Annotated in this window: 14 protein-coding genes; 10 read left to right on the top strand and 4 right to left on the bottom strand. The window is 56.0% G+C overall.

Annotation, left to right across the window (positions count from 1 at the left end; genetic code table 11):
• Together ACWVX6_RS10015 and ACWVX6_RS10010 are read right to left on the bottom strand one after the other, a co-directional pair.
• On the bottom strand, positions 1-442 hold a 442-nt coding region (locus ACWVX6_RS10015), incomplete at its 3' end, for a Gfo/Idh/MocA family protein (protein ID WP_455153059.1).
• Positions 443-701: 259 nt separating this feature from the next.
• Positions 702-2,363: a solute:sodium symporter family transporter gene (locus ACWVX6_RS10010; protein WP_118761911.1), complete on the bottom strand. Its 1,662-nt coding sequence runs from the start codon at positions 2,361-2,363 to the stop codon at positions 702-704.
• A gap of 491 nt (positions 2,364-2,854) precedes the next feature.
• On the opposite strand from ACWVX6_RS10010, the gene ACWVX6_RS10005 reads away from it, so the two are divergent.
• Entirely contained in the window at positions 2,855-3,904 is a 1,050-nt protein-coding gene (locus tag ACWVX6_RS10005) for a LacI family DNA-binding transcriptional regulator (protein WP_455153058.1), read from the top strand.
• 365 nt (positions 3,905-4,269) lie between these two features.
• Here the strand turns inward: ACWVX6_RS10005 and yqeC are convergent, their stop codons facing one another.
• Entirely contained in the window at positions 4,270-4,929 is a 660-nt protein-coding gene (gene yqeC, locus ACWVX6_RS10000; RefSeq protein WP_455153057.1) for a selenium cofactor biosynthesis protein YqeC, read from the bottom strand.
• A 249-nt stretch (positions 4,930-5,178) separates the two neighbouring features.
• On the opposite strand from yqeC, the gene yqeB reads away from it, so the two are divergent.
• The 8 genes from yqeB (at position 5,179) to ACWVX6_RS09960 (ending at position 11,697) form a co-directional block, all read left to right on the top strand.
• The gene (gene yqeB / locus ACWVX6_RS09995; protein WP_455153056.1) at positions 5,179-5,970 is read left to right on the top strand and encodes a selenium-dependent molybdenum cofactor biosynthesis protein YqeB; all 792 of its coding nucleotides are present in this window, start codon (positions 5,179-5,181) and stop codon (positions 5,968-5,970) included.
• A gap of 28 nt (positions 5,971-5,998) precedes the next feature.
• Positions 5,999-6,859: a molybdate ABC transporter substrate-binding protein gene (gene modA, locus ACWVX6_RS09990; protein WP_455153055.1), complete on the top strand. Its 861-nt coding sequence runs from the start codon at positions 5,999-6,001 to the stop codon at positions 6,857-6,859.
• 61 nt (positions 6,860-6,920) lie between these two features.
• Complete coding sequence (gene modB, locus ACWVX6_RS09985; protein ID WP_455153054.1) at positions 6,921-7,598, top strand: molybdate ABC transporter permease subunit; 678 nt, start codon at positions 6,921-6,923, stop codon at positions 7,596-7,598.
• The gene (locus ACWVX6_RS09980) at positions 7,589-8,626 is read left to right on the top strand and encodes a sulfate/molybdate ABC transporter ATP-binding protein (protein ID WP_455153053.1); all 1,038 of its coding nucleotides are present in this window, start codon (positions 7,589-7,591) and stop codon (positions 8,624-8,626) included. Before modB ends, ACWVX6_RS09980 begins: the two co-directional genes overlap by 10 nt.
• A 5-nt stretch (positions 8,627-8,631) precedes the next feature.
• On the top strand, positions 8,632-9,579 hold the full coding sequence (gene moaA, locus ACWVX6_RS09975; RefSeq protein ID WP_455153052.1) for a GTP 3',8-cyclase MoaA: 948 nt from the start codon (positions 8,632-8,634) through the stop codon (positions 9,577-9,579).
• A 153-nt stretch (positions 9,580-9,732) separates the two neighbouring features.
• On the top strand, positions 9,733-10,167 hold the full coding sequence (locus ACWVX6_RS09970; RefSeq protein WP_455153051.1) for an MOSC domain-containing protein: 435 nt from the start codon (positions 9,733-9,735) through the stop codon (positions 10,165-10,167).
• Positions 10,164-11,186 carry a molybdopterin-binding protein gene (locus tag ACWVX6_RS09965; protein WP_455153050.1) on the top strand — a complete coding sequence of 341 codons (1,023 nt, stop codon included), beginning with the start codon at positions 10,164-10,166 and terminating at the stop codon, positions 11,184-11,186. Before ACWVX6_RS09970 ends, ACWVX6_RS09965 begins: the two co-directional genes overlap by 4 nt.
• Position 11,187: 1 nt before the next feature.
• Entirely contained in the window at positions 11,188-11,697 is a 510-nt protein-coding gene (locus ACWVX6_RS09960) for a MogA/MoaB family molybdenum cofactor biosynthesis protein (protein WP_455153049.1), read from the top strand.
• A 423-nt stretch (positions 11,698-12,120) separates the two neighbouring features.
• Here the strand turns inward: ACWVX6_RS09960 and selD are convergent, their stop codons facing one another.
• Entirely contained in the window at positions 12,121-13,158 is a 1,038-nt protein-coding gene (selD, locus tag ACWVX6_RS09955; protein WP_455153048.1) for a selenide, water dikinase SelD, read from the bottom strand.
• A 107-nt stretch (positions 13,159-13,265) separates the two neighbouring features.
• On the opposite strand from selD, the gene ACWVX6_RS09950 reads away from it, so the two are divergent.
• The coding region (locus tag ACWVX6_RS09950; protein WP_455153047.1) for a glycosyltransferase at positions 13,266-14,017 on the top strand (752 nt) is incomplete at its 3' end.

The following is a 14,017-nucleotide window of genomic DNA, read 5'->3' as shown; positions in this document are numbered from 1 at the left end:
CACCGAACTTGCCGGAATCGATCAGCTCCTTAACCTGACGGTAGCCGCGGTCGTAACGGCGCATGAAGCCAACCTGTACGAGGTGCTTGCCGCCTGCCATCTCGGCCTCAACGATCTCCTTGCCGTCCGCAGCGGTGTTTGCCAGCGGCTTCTCGGAGAATACCGGCTTGCCGGCCTTGATAGCTGCCAGAACCGGACCCTTGTGGAACTGACCCGGGGTGGTAACTACAACAGCGTTTACGTCCGGATCGTTGATTGCTTCGTTGAAATCGGTGTAAACCTTGGTGCCGGCACCGGCGATCTCAGCGCCCTTCTTTGCGCCTTCTTCAAATACGTCGCATACAGCAACGATGCGTGCATTGCGGATGCGGTTCTGGATACGCTCGATGTGCTCACGGCCGATCATGCCGCAGCCGATCAGTGCAATGTTCAGATTTTCCATGATGAATTCCTCCTAAAAAGTGATAAATTCGTGTTGTGCAGTTGCCTGCGTTATTTATGGTTTGTTTTGCTGCACGCGGCTTGCTCGAAGTTTTGCGTGCACCGCTCATTTCTGAGGTCAAGGTGATTATACATCCGCGTTCACGAGAACGCAAGAGGAAATTTCAAATTTCGTAAAAAAATTTTGCTTTCCGGCGGTGAGGACAATTCACCGCCGGAAAGCGAGGGATCAATGCACAAAGAGTGCAACAAGGGACAAATTAAGCTGCGATGCCGAGAGGAGAGAACAGGATATAGATCGCAACAGCGATAATCAGACCAACGATGGAAACTACATGACGGTACTTCCACGGGGTCAGATCAACTGCGCCGACGTCGTGAATCTCATATTCCTCACCCGGACGATACTTGTTCAGGTACCACATGATGAGCAGCTCGATCGGGAACAGAACAGCCATTGCGTACAGATAGTGGATCGGGTTGGACGAACCGGGATAGCACGGCTTGATCAGCAGGAAGGCGCCGTAGCATACAACGTGGAACACGGTGATTACCTTCGGCATATACTTCGGGATGCGCTTGAACATAAAGATGCCGAGGATGGTGCACAGTACCGGCAGGGAAACGAACTGGCTCATGGAGTTCAGGAACGTGGTGATGCCGCCGGCGTACATAACGAACGGAGAGATAACAATTGCGATGCAGCCTGCGATGGTGCCGTAGATCTTGCCGACCTTAACACACTTGGTGTCGGAAGCTTTCGGGTTGATGGACGAACGGTACAGGTCCAAGGTGAACATGGTGGATGCGGAGTTCAGCACGGAGTTGAACGAGGAGAGGATCGCACCGAACATGACTGCGGCGAAAAAGCCCATGACCGGCTTCGGAACGATCTCAGCGATCAGTGCCGGATAAGCAAAGTCGATTGCAGAGGAACCGGCAGCGGTCAGCTTGTCCTGAATGGACGGCAGGTAGAATGCGATAACGCCCGGAATAACGAGGTACAGAGGGCCGAGGCACTTGAGGAAGCCGCAGAAGATAGCGCCCTTCTGACCTTCCTTCAAGCTCTTTGCTGCGAGGGAACGCTGTACGAAGGACTGGTTGGTGCACCACCAGTACAGGTTGTTGAAGAACATACCGGTGATGATCAGCGGCCACGGAACTTCCGGTTCCGGTGCATTCCATGCGTTGATTGCGTTCATTTTGGCCGGATCTGCCTCTACCATGTACTTGATGCCGTCGAAAATGCCATGACCGCCAGTTGCTGCAGACAGTGCCGCGAAGCCGAGGAAGGGGATCATCAGACCGCCGATAATCAGACCGACGCCGTTGATGGTATCAGATACTGCAACTGCTTTCAGGCCGCCGAAAATCGCGTAGCAGCCGCCGATGATGCCGATAATGATGCACAGGATGGCAACAGCCATGAACTTGCTGGTGCCGAGGATGCCGGAAATGTCGAAGATCTGCTCAAATACGACTGCACCGGAGTACAGGATGACCGGCAGGTTGAGGATGGAGTACATGATGACGATTACGAGCGAGAACATCGTTTTGGTGCCCTTGCCGTAGCGTGCTTCCATCAGAGAAGGAATAGTCATGGCGCCCATTTTGAGGTATTTTGGCAGGAAGTAATACGCCAGAACCAGCAGCGTAAACATCGAGCCGACCTCCCATGCGATCGGGCCCATATTGGTTTTCCAGCTTTGACCGTTCAGACCGACGAGCTGCTCGGCGGAGAGGTTGGTCAGCAGCAGAGAACCGGCGATTACCACACCGGGCAATCCGCGGCCGGCGAGGAAGTAGCCCTCGGCTGTGTCGAGCTGCTCATCGCGGGTTTTCCAAGCGGAAATGACCGCAACAAGCACCGTGAACAGCAGGAAGGAGATGCCTGTCCAGGCGAGTGAGGAGAAGAATGACATTGTGTTACCCCCTATAAGTAAGATATAGTCTGTGGCGTTCTCGTGAACGCACTTTTTGAAAAATAATTCCCCGTCGAAAATGCACTTGAATCATGGGTGATGTTCACTGCGTTTTCAGGGGATTTATTTCGTTGTCTATAGGTTATCACGATATCCTGCGCGTTTCAAGTCTTAAGAATGATATTCTGAATGATTCGGTGAACGCAACAAAAACACGGATGGTTTTTTGTGCGAAAGGACATTTATTTTCGTGAGTATGCGTGCAGAGGCGTGCACTATATTGGTAAAACTGCACGAAAAATAGACGATTTGCTTGTAAATAAGCCGTACAAAAACGGAAACGCGTAAATTTAAACAGGGATACACGCAAAAAATAGTTGCAAGATGCGTGCATTGTGCTATACTGTAAATAAAGAAAAAAGAATGTGGTGAGGAAACACCGCACAATGAAAGCTACGGTGCTTTCTATCATAGAATAAGGAGGAAAAAACATGGCTGTAACCGCACAGCAGATCGCGGAGCTGGCAGGTGTATCCCGCGGTACGGTAGACCGTGCGCTGCACAATCGAGGGCGTGTAAACCCCGAAGTAGCAGCGAAAATTCATAAAATTGCAGCAGAATTAGGGTATAAACCCAACCTGATCGGACAGGCGCTGGTCAAATCCCGCAGGGAGTTCAAGCTGGGGGCGATCCTGCAATCCGTCGAGACGCCGACGATACAGATCGTGCGTGCAGGCGTGCAGCGTGCCGCAGAGGAGCTTGCCGCCTCGGGCGTGGAACTGATCATGCGCGAAAACCGTGGTCTGGATACCGAAATGGTACTCGAACACATTGAAGAACTGGTTTCACAGGGCGTGCAGGGACTGGCTATCGCGCCGAACAACTCGCCGGAGATTCGCCAGTGCATTGATGAACTGTACGAACAGGGCATTCCGGTCATCACACTCAACTCGGACGCACCGGGCAGCAGACGTCTTGCGTTCATTGGTATGGACAACTACCGCGCCGGACAGACCGCCGCAGGCTTGCTTCGGCTGATGCTGCCCGAGGGCGGCAAGGTGCTTCCGCTGGCGGGACACTTGAATAATACCGCACATAATAACCGATTAAACGGATTTATGGATACCATTAACGGCGAAACAGGAAACGAAATTGAACTGTTAGCATTTCAGCCATGTTTCGACCGGGATGACTATGCCCACGAGATTACGCAGCACGCATTGCGTGCAAATCCTGACCTGACCGGCATTTACGTTGCGTCCAACGGACAGGCCGGTGCGTGCGCAGCTGTAGAGGAAGAAGGCCGAAAGGGCAAGGTCAAGGTCGTTGCATTCGACCTCAACCCGATGAATATGGAGCTGCTCCAGTCAGATAGCTTGAGTTTTGTGCTCGATCAGAAGGCCTTCGAGCAGGGCTACCGGCCGCCGTTCCTGCTGTTTGACTACCTGCAGAACAAAAAAACACCGGAAAAAGAACTGCTTTATACGGATATTGCAATCAAAACCAAGTTTAACAGCGATAAACCTGTGGGAATGGAATAAGAAAGAACCGCACATTGTGCGGTTCTTTCTTGAGGCTGTCGAAAAACTAACGTTTTCCGAGCAGCCTCTCGCTCGAAACCACGCTTTCGAGCGAAACCGAAGAAAAACCGCGCCCTGACGGGCACATTTTTTCTTCCTTTGTATAAATTCCGAGATACACAAGGTGAATTGCCGCATAGCGGCAAGAGAGGGTGGTCTGGACCATGCTCCCGGAATTTATGAATTTGCTTTGCAAATTCTATTTTATGCGTGCTGCCGCACGAAACGCAAAACGCCAATCTGACTTTTTTGACAGACTGAAGAAAGAACCGCACAATGTGCGGTTCTTTCTTATTAGCGTTGAGCGTGAAGAGCAAAGATGCAAATCAGCGTTTATCCTGCATTAAACTGGTGCAGATAGCCGTTATATTGGCGTTTTGAAGTGTATCTGCAAAACTTTTCGCTGCTGCCGGAGATATCGTTTCCACCTGATTGAGCACAACGATATCCGCTAAGTGTTCTGCGATAATGCCTTGCGCGGCCAGCTCCGGCGTGACAATACCGCTCATGTGTGCACCGGTGCGCGCACAGAACAGTTCCGGTCGGTGTACGGTCTGTTCGACCGGCTTTCCAAATCCGGATGCACCCACGACGCACACGGTTTTGCGTGTATTCTCAGGTATGACCGGCTCATGCGAGGCGTGTGCCTTGAGCGGCAGCCGCTTGGAGCCGTCGGCCTCCACAATCACATAGTCAGCGGCGTCCGCGAGCATGGAAAAGGGAAGTGCCGGCTCGGTCAGCTTGCCCTCAGCGGCAGGCGTGCCCATGCAGATTACGCGGTGAAGCGCAAGTGCGCGGCGGACCTGGTCGATGTCATCCGTCACCAGAAGGGGAATGCCCGTAAACGGCAAAATGTGTGTGGAAGTCGTCAAAATCACCGTTCCGGATAATTCTTCGGCCAGTATACGCAGTAAAGTTGTTTTTCCACCGCTGCCGATCACGGCGGTTACACCTTTTATAATGTGTAATTGTTCACATATTTTCATAAATCCACCTAATACAACCATGTTTACCGTAGGGCGGGATGATCTCATCCCGCCGTTGTAAATTATCTGCATGTTGTTATATGCGGCGGGGGGAGGTCACCCCGCCCTGCAACCATGCTTTTATAATAGTATTATATCATGTCTGCCACACAGAAAAAATATTGACTTCACTCGACCGATACGCTATAATCATCGGTAGCAATCGTTATAGTTTACAAAATACAACGAAGATAAACGGAGGAAAACGCCATGTTAGTCGTGATACGCGGTGCGGGAGACATTGCCACGGGGATTGCCTTGCGGCTGTACCGTGCGGGCATTCGTCTGGTGCTGACAGATCTGCCGCAGCCAACATCAATCCGCCGTACAGTATGCTTTTCGGAAGCGATTCGATTGGGCGAAACAGTCGTTGAGAGCGTGCATGCACGCCGAGCCGATACTGCAGCCGAAGCGGCAGCACTAACCGAACAGGGCATCATTGCGGTGCTGGCCGATCCGGCGGCAAGCTGTGTGCAGGAGCTGCACCCTGATGCCCTGGTGGACGCGATTCTGGCGAAGAAAAACCTCGGTACGCACATCACGGATGCGCCGATCGTCATTGCGGTCGGTCCGGGCTTTACGGCCGGCGTGGACTGTCACGCGGCGGTTGAGACCATGCGCGGGCATACACTTGGACGGGTGCTTTATACGGGTTCGCCGCTGCCGAATACGGGCGTTCCCGGTGTGATCGGCGGCCATGCGGCAGAGCGTGTGCTGCGTGCCCCGGCAGACGGCTTGTTCGAGCCGTGCCATGAAATTGGCGATCTGGTCGAGACGGGAGACACCATCGCGTACGTTGCGGGAAAACCCATGAAAACCACCATCAGCGGCTGTCTGCGCGGTCTGCTGCAGGCTGGCGTACCTGTACATGAGGGTATGAAATCCGGTGACGTTGATCCGCGCGGCAAGCGTGAAAACTGCGATACCGCATCCGATAAGGCGCTTGCGGTCGGCGGCGGCGTGCTCGAAGCGCTGCTGCACTTTTCCAACGTATTTCATTAAGGTGTTATAAAATAAGGGAGAAAACGCAATGAAAAACAACCGTTTTGCAAGATTTGCAGCAGCGGCTCTGTCACTGGCTATGCTGGCAGGCTGCGGTGCCTCCCAGAGCAGCGACAGTGCAGCTGAGGACACGGGTTCTGCAGATTCCGCAGAGCTGACCGTATTTGCGGCGGCCTCCATGACCGAGACCCTAAACCAGATTGCAGAGGACTACAAGAGCGTTGACCCGAACGTCACCCTGACGTTCAACTTTGCCTCCTCCGGCGACCTGCTCACCCAGATCAAGGAAGGCGCGGACTGCGACGTGTTCATCTCTGCAGCACCCAAGCAGATGAACGCACTCGACGGCTCTCTCAAGGACGATACCGACAAGAACCCGGACGGTCTGGATGAGCTGCAGAGCGGCACCCGCATCGACCTGCTCGAGAACAAGGTAACACTGGCTGTGCCGGAAGGCAACCCGAAGGGAATCAAGAGCTTTGACGACCTTGCAGAGAAGCTCGCGAGCGGTGACGTGCTGCTTGCCATCGGCAATAGCGATGTACCGGTCGGTCAGTATACACAGAAGATTTTCAGCTGCTACAAGCTGGATGAGAAGGCGCTGGCGGATGCAGGCGTGCTGACCTACGGCTCCAACGTAAAGGAAGTTACCACACAGGTAAGCGAAGGCGCGGTGGACTGCGGCATTATCTACGCAACCGACGCATTCTCGGCAGGTCTCGACACGGTTGACGAGGCAACTGCTGACATGTGCGGTCAGGTTATCTATCCGGCAGCCGTGCTCAAGAACAGCATGCACGCAGACGAGGCGAAGGCGTTCCTTGACTATCTGACCACCGATGAAGCAGGCAAGGTATTCGAGAGCGTAGGCTTTACCACGTTGGCATAATCTGATACAATAGGAAGGCGAGGGAGCAATCTCTCGCCTTTATTTGCAAAAGGAGACGATTATGGACTGGTATCCATTATATAACTCGCTGCGTATCGCACTTATTTCCACGGTTATCATCTTCTTCGCGGGGATTGCGGCGGCCTATTATGTTGCGCGTCTGCCGCGCGTGCTCAAAGGTGTGTTGGATGTGCTGTTCACGCTGCCGCTCGTGCTGCCGCCTACGGTGGTCGGCTATCTGCTGCTGCGCGTGCTCGGACCGAAAAGAGTCGTCGGCGCATGGGCGCTCGCGCATTTTAATCTCAAGCTGACCATGGTCTGGTGGTCGGCAATTTTCGCAACCGCCGTTGTCATTTTCCCGCTCATGTACCGCACGGCGCGCGGTGCGTTCGAGAGCTTTGACGAAACGCTTGCCGACGCAGGCCGCACGCTCGGCCGCTCGAATACCTGGATTTTCTGGCGGGTACGCATGCCCTGCTGCAGGCAGGGTATCCTCGCGGGAACGGTGCTCGCGTTCGCGCGTGCACTCGGCGAGTACGGCGCAACATCCATGGTGGCGGGCTACACGCCCGGACGCACAGCGACTATTTCGACGACGGTCTATCAGCTGTGGCGCACGAATGATGACGCGCTGGCGTTCAAGTGGGTCGTGGTCAACCTTGCCATCTCGGCGGTGGTGCTGCTGGCGGTCAATTTGCTCGAAAAGCGGGAGAGAGGAGTGCGTAAGGCATGGCGCTGATCGTGGATATCGAGAAAACGCTCGGAGATTTTCACCTGAAAGTGAACTTCACCGCTGAGCGGGAAGTGATGGCGCTGCTCGGTGCCTCCGGCTGCGGCAAGAGCATGACGCTGAGGTGCATCGCAGGCATCGTGAGACCGGATAAGGGGCATATTGAACTGAACGGGCGCGTCCTGTTCGACAGCGAAAAGAAAATCAACCTGCCGCCGCAAAAGCGAAAGGTCGGCTGCCTGTTTCAGCAGTACGCGCTGTTCCCACACATGACAGTGGAGCAGAACATCCGCGCAGGCGCACACGCCCGTCCGAAGAACGAGCGGGAACAGGCGGTGCGGGAGGTTCTGCACGCGTTCCGCCTGGAGGGACTGGAGGACAACCGTCCGAGTCAGCTTTCCGGCGGACAGCAGCAGCGGTGTGCGCTGGCGCGTATTCTGGTCGGGCAGCCCGAGCTTGTGCTGCTCGATGAGCCGTTTTCCGCGCTCGATGCCTACCTGAAATGGCAGGTGGAACTGGAGCTTTCGGACATCCTGAAAAATCTTTCGTGCGGTACGCTGTTCGTCACGCACAACCGCGATGAGGTGTACCGCCTGTGCGATACGGTGTGCGTGCTGAACAAGGGAAAATCCGACCCGAAGGAGACGGTCAAGAACCTGTTCCGCGCGCCGGCAACCATGGGTGCCGCGCTGATCTCCGGCTGCAAAAATGTCTCTGCCGCCGAGGTAAAACAGGATGGAACCCTGTTTTGCAAGGACTGGAATGTAACGCTCAAAACCGCGCTGCATGTGCCGGAAAACATCGCTTACGTTGGCGTTCGGGCGCATTACTTTACCACAGAGGGCACGGAGAACGCCATTCCATGTACGGTGGAGCGTGTGGTCGAGAACCCGTTTTCGACCGTGGTCATGCTGCAGACGACAGGTGCAGGCAGTCTGCGGTGGGAGCTGGATAAGGCGGTCTGGGAGACGCTTTCCGGCACGGAAAAGCTGACGCTGTACGTCCGCCCAGAGGACGTCATGCCGCTGACGGAGTGAGCAAAATGCTGGATAATCAAGGAAGAAATATTCGCTATCTGCGGCTGTCGGTGACCGACCGGTGCAATTTCCGGTGCCGGTACTGTATGCCCGCTGAGGGCGTGTGCAAGCGGGAGCACAGTGAAATGCTGTCGTTCGAGGAGCTGACCGAGATCGTGCGGGCGGCGGTTTCGCTCGGTGTCAGCAAGGTGCGGCTGACCGGCGGAGAGCCGCTTGTGCGGCGCGGCATCGTGGACTTGTGCCGCAGTCTGCGTGCCATCAATGGTGTGCGGGAGCTTACCATGACGACCAACGGCGCACTCCTGCCGCAGTACGCCGCAGAGCTGAAACAAGCAGGGGTTGACCGGCTGAATATCAGTCTGGATACCTTAAATGAGGATAAATTTGCGTCGCTGACGCGCGGCGGCTCGCTCGCGGATACGCTGGCCGGTCTGGATGCGGCGCGGCACGCCGGATTCCGCGGTACAAAGCTGAATGCCGTGCTGCTCGGCGGTGTAAACGAGGACGAGATTCCGGCACTGGCGCAGCTGGCGCAGGACAGAGAATTTGAGGTGCGCTTTATTGAACTCATGCCGATCGGTGAGTGCGCGGACTGGCCGCGTGAGCGGTTTCTTTCCGCGGATGCGGTGCTGCACGCCCTGCCGAAGCTGCAGCGTCTGCCGAATGAAGGCGTTGCGGAATTGTACCGAATGCCCGGATGGAAGGGGAAAATCGGTCTGATTCGCCCGATGAGCCACCGTTTTTGCGCGGACTGCGACCGCATTCGCGTTACCGCAGACGGCAGGCTGAAACCGTGCCTGCACTCGGCGCAGGAGATTCCGCTGCGCGGTCTGCACGGTGAAAACCTTGAACGCGCACTGCGCGAGGGTGTGTTCGGGAAACCGGTCAGCCACCATATGCAATCCGGGCAGCCGAGTGAAAGCCGGAGAGGCATGAGCCAAATCGGGGGATAAATAATGGAAAATTGAGAATGGGAAATGAGCCGATAAGGCTGCATTTAGTGCATTTATTTTTTTCATTATAGCACGATGTAACACTATGGTATTTGTAGGGCGGGATGACCTCATCCCACCGTATACTAACGAATTGGAAGAAGAAAGGGTAGCATGGCAAAAGTAACAGCAGTTTGTATTAGTGAACATAAAGGAACAAAAAAGCACCCGGTGGAGCGTATCACAGTGAAAGAAAACCACGGCATCATCGGTGACGCGCACGCGGGCAACTGGCACCGCCAGATCAGCCTTTTGGCGCAGGAGAGCGTGGACGAAATGCGCCGAACCGGTCTGACGCTCCATGCGGGCGACTTTGCGGAGAACATCCTCACCGAAGGGATTAACCTCAAGCATTTACCGGTCGGTACGGTGCTCCGCGTGGGAAAAACGCGTCTGCAGGTGACCCAGATCGGCAAGGAATGCCATAATGACTGTGAAATCCGCCGTCTGACGGGCAAATGCGTCATGCCGACCGACGGTATCTTTGCCATTGTGCTGACGGGCGGCACGATCACCGCCGGTGACGAGATCGAGGAGGAAAAGCCATGAAATGTATCAAAACCGAGGACGCGGTCGGCCATGTTCTGTGCCATGACATGACGCAGATCATCCCGGGCGTGAGCAAGGGGCCGCGCTTCCGCAAGGGCCACATCGTCACCGCGGAGGACATTCCGGTGCTGCTTTCGATGGGCAAGGAGCAGCTTTACGTCTGGGAGCTGCAGCCGGGTTTTCTGCACGAGAATGACGCGGCAGAGCGGCTGTGTGCGCTCTGTCAGAACGCCGGTATGCGTAAAAGCGACACCAAAGAGGGCAAGATCGAGCTCTCGGCGGATATTGACGGCGTTTTTCTGGTCGATACCGAACGGCTGAATGCGGTCAACAGCATTGACGAAATCATGATCGCCACCAGACGCGGCAACGGCATCGTCCATCCGGGCGACAAGCTGTGCGGCACGCGCGTCATCCCGCTCGTGATCGAGGAGGAGAAACTGCGGCAGGCTGAGCAGGCGGCGGGCGGCACGCCGATTCTGGAAGTCCGCCCGTTTACGCTGAAAACAGCAGCCGTTGTCACTACCGGCAGCGAGGTCGCAAAGGGCCGTATTCCGGACAGCTTCACGCCGGTTGTAGAACGAAAGCTGGCTGCACTCGGCATCAGAATGACCGAGCACGTTCTGGTCGAGGACGGCATGGAGAACGTCGCGGCGGCCATCGAGCAGATGAAAAACAAGCCGGTCGATATGATCCTGTGCACGGGCGGCATGAGTGTTGACCCGGACGATTCCACGCCGGGTGCGATCAAACAGAGCGGCGCGGATATCGTCACCTACGGCGCGCCGGTGCTCCCGGGCGCCATGTTCCTTCTGGGCTACTACGCGGACGGCCGTCCGGTGATGGGTCTGCCCGGATGCGTCATGTACGCCAAGGCCACCATTTTTGATCTGGTGCTGCCGCGCATCGCGGCGGGCGTGCGGCTGACCAGACGCGATTTTGTTGCGCTTGGAGAAGGCGGTCTGTGCCTCGGCTGTGAGGTCTGCACCTACCCGCACTGCGGCTTCGGAGGTGTGTAACATGTCGTGTTCTGTAGGGGCGAACAGTGTTCGCCCACTGACCGCTAAAGTTATTACAGTCAGCGACCGGTCGTTCCGCGGTGAGCGCGAGGATTTGAGCGGCCCTGCCGTCAAGAATCTGCTCGAGCGGGCAGGCTACGCGGTCGGTGCGGTCGAGGTGCTGCCGGACGAGCAGCCGCGCATCGAGTCCGCGCTCATCCATGCCGCCGACGAGGAGAAGCTCGCACTCATCGTCACCACCGGCGGCACCGGCTTTGCGCCGCGCGATGTAACGCCGGAGGCGACCATCAAGGTCTGCGAAAAGCTCGCGCCGGGTATCCCGGAGGCCATGCGGGCGGCATCCATGCAGATTACGCCGAAGGCGTGTCTGTCGCGCGCGGCAGCGGGCATTCGCGGCATGAGCCTGATCATCAATCTGCCGGGCAGTCCCAAGGGTGCGTGCGAAAACCTGCAGGCCGTGCTCGAACCGGTTGAGCATGGAATTTATATCCTGCAGGGCGGGAAAGAGTAATGGAGAATTGAAAATGGAGGATGGAGAATGAAATGTCCGATTTCAGTTTCTGCTCCGAATAGCAAACACCCCGAACCTGTGGTTCGGGGTGAGGCTGTCGCGAAACTACAGTTTCGCCGACAAGCAGGAACGGACCGTGGGCCGTTCCAAAGTCGTCCGAAAGTTTCTATACAGAAACTTTCTCCCTCCAGAAGTTCAAAAATGGTGATACATGCTCCCCCTTTTTGAGCATTTGCAGAGCAAATGCTATTTTATGCGCGCTGCCGCGCGAAATACTGAAAACTGTTGACTATACGACTTTTTCGACAGACTGACCCCGAACCTGTGGTTCGGGGTGTTTTTTGATTGGGTTCTATTTCAAAAGAAAACGGTCAACCACCGTGTTAATTTTCCATTCTCAATTCTCCATCCCCAATTTTCAATTTACTCCAAATAGATCGAAAACTCCTGTTTCTCGGTAACATACCCGACGATTTTCGCCTCCGGCACGCTCTGCTGCAGTTCATCCAGACAGCCTTGCGCGTCCTGCTCCGGCAGGGCAAACAGCAGGCCGCCGCTGGTCTGCGGGTCGTAAAACAAATCCTGCAGGGTGCGCGAAACTTCACCCTTGACACATACGCCGGCTTCCGCATACTGCCGGTTGCGGTACGCGCCTGCCGGAATCAGTCCCATCTCTGCCAGCGGGTACGCTTCTGCATGATAGGGGACGTCGTCTGCACGAAGGTGCACGGAAACGCCGCTACCCTGTGCCATCTCAAAGCTGTGGCCGAGCAGCGAAAAACCGGTGACATCCGTGCAGCTGTGCACCGGATATTTCACCATAACATCCCGCGCGGCCTTGTTGAGCGCAGCCATCTGGCGGTAGATGCGGTCAAGCACGGACTTTTCGACCAGCTCCGCTTTTGCTGCTGTGGTCAGCACGCCAACGCCGAGCGGCTTGGTCAGAATCAGCACATCCCCCGGCTTTGCGCCGCTGTTGGTGAGCACCTTTTTCGGATGCACGAAGCCCGAAACCGCCAGTCCGTAAATCGGCTCGGCACCCTGAATGGTGTGGCCGCCCGTGATGATCGCGCCGGCCTCGTAGGCCTTGTCGTAGCCGCCGCGCAGGATTTCCTGCACCGCATGATCGTCCATGCTCTGCGCCAGACACATGATGTTGAGCGCGAGCTTGGGTTCACCGCCCATGGCGTACACGTCGCTGAGCGCGTTGGCAGCCGCGATCTGTCCGTACAGGAACGGATCGTCCACGATGGGCGGGAAGAAGTCGGTCGTCTGCACGAGCGCGGTGTTCTCGTCAAGCACATACACGCTTGCGTCATCGCTCTTGTCATAGCCGACGATCAAACGCGGGTCGGTATGCGTGCGAAAGCCTTCAAGCAGATGTACGAGCGTTCCGGCGCCGACTTTTGCGCCGCAGCCGGCGCAGCCAGCAAGTTTGGTCAGCTTTACTTCGGTCTCCATCGAAAAATCTCTCCGTTTCCGTGATTTACTCTTCTTATTATTGTACCAAAATCTGTGCAGATTAGCAACCTTCATTCGCCTTGCATAGACTGGTTGGGAGGGATGCTATGACGACCGTCAGCCTTTGCATGATCGTACGCAATGAGGAGAAGGTGCTCGCGCGGTGTCTGGACAGCGTGCGCGGCATTGCGGATGAAATTTGCATCACGGACACCGGCTCGACCGACAAAACGAGGGAGATCGCTGCACAATACGGCACTGTGCAGGTGTTCCCGTGGTGCGATGATTTTTCTGCCGCACGCAATTTTTCGTTTGCGCAGGCGCGCATGGACTATACGCTGTGGCTGGATGCGGATGATGTGCTTCTGCCGTCCGACCGTCAGAAATTGCTTGCGCTCAAAGCGGAGCTGGACGGCACAGTCGATGTCGTCATGCTGCCGTACCACACCGGTTTTGATGAGCAGGGCAGACCGACGTTTTTCTGTTACCGTGAGCGGTTGCTTAAAACGTCTGCGCATTTTCGATGGCAGGGTGCGGTGCACGAGTGCATTGTGCCGCGCGGGAACATCCGGTACGGAGACGCGGCGGTGACACACCGCAAGCCGCCGTGTGCGAACTCCGACCGCAATCTGAAAATCTACGAAAACCTGCTCGCTAAGGGGAAAAAGCTGGATGCACGCGGCAGCTATTATTACGCGCGCGAGCTGCTGGCGCATAAACGGTACGCACAGGCGGTCGAAGCGTTTGAAGCCTTCCTTGCGATGCCGGACGGCTGGGCAGAGAACAAAATAGATGCGTGCCTTGGTCTGTCGCAGGCGCTGACCGCCCTCGGAGAGCGCGAGCAGGCAAAGCGGGCACT

This window comes from Butyricicoccus sp. (genome assembly GCF_977037065.1).
Note: the sequence above shows the minus strand (reverse complement) of the source record. Positions and strands in the feature narration are given on the sequence as shown.